The 1006-nt window shown below is 50.1% G+C and carries 1 protein-coding gene and 1 tRNA gene; both read left to right on the top strand.

The features are described from left to right. The first annotated feature begins 111 nt into the window (after window positions 1-111). Window positions 112-196 (top strand) — tRNA-Leu (locus KDK19_RS06125). A gap of 231 nt (window positions 197-427) precedes the next feature. Further along, the coding region (gene tig, locus KDK19_RS06120; RefSeq protein ID WP_257291561.1) for a trigger factor at window positions 428-1006 on the top strand (579 nt) is incomplete at its 3' end.

Raw genomic sequence — 1006 nt, 5'->3', positions numbered from 1 at the left:
GATTCCGGTGGTCGTGGGTTCGAACCCCATCGTCCACCCCAGTTTAAAAAAAAGGCTTCGGCCTGATAGTTGGTTTGTTAAGAGTTAAGCAGCATCGGTAGAGTGCTGTGAGCGGATGTGGTGGAATTGGTAGACACGCTGGATTTAGGTTCCAGTGCCGCAAGGCGTGAGAGTTCGAGTCTCTCCATCCGCACCAGTGAACGATACGGGGATAAGCTTGCTTATCCCCTTTTTTGTATTGGAAAAGTAGCCTGGTTGAGTCGAACATTTCATCTGCCACTAGTCCGCAGTCCTGGCTTACTAGTGAGGCGTGAGAGGGGTAGATGGCCTGTTTATGTGTTCCGGGGTGCAACCTATAAGTACTTTTGCTAGTCTATGCGCCTTTGTTTCATACGTACTGCAACTCAGGTTTTATTGAGGAACGCAAATGCAAGTCTCCGTAGAAACGACTTCCGGTCTGGAGCGTCGCCTGACAATTACAATCCCTGCTGACAAGATCGACGGGGAAATCAACAAACGACTGCAAGATCTGTCCCGTCGTGTTCGCCTGGATGGTTTCCGTCCTGGCAAGGTGCCTATTAAGGTCGTTAAGCGTCGCTATGGTCTGGGTGCTCGTCAGGAAGTGCTCGGTGAGCAGATGCAAGAGGCGTTTATAGAGGCGGTCACCCAGGAAAATCTGAATCCTGCCGGTGCGCCCCGTGTTGAGCCAAAGAGTGACGAAGAAGGCAAGGATTTCGAGTTTGTCGTGATCTTTGAAGTTTACCCGGAGATCGTAGTGGGTGACTTCGCGGGTGTTGAAGTTGAGCGTCCCGTCGCTGAAGTTTCCGACACTGACATTGATGAAATGATTGAAACTTTGCGTACTCAGAGCAAAACCTTTGAAAATGTTGAGCGTGCTGCTGAACTGGGTGATCAAATCGTATTTGATTACCGTGGAACCTATGCTTCAGGAGAGCAAGCGGGTGAAGAGTTTGAAGGCGGCAAAGCTGAGAATTCTACTCTGGAG

The organism is Endozoicomonas sp. ONNA1, assembly GCF_024606325.1.
In the GTDB taxonomy this organism is placed as follows: Bacteria; Pseudomonadota; Gammaproteobacteria; order Pseudomonadales; family Endozoicomonadaceae; genus Endozoicomonas_A.
The sequence above is the reverse complement of the archived record's forward strand: the minus strand, read 5'-3'. Positions and strand labels throughout refer to the sequence as shown.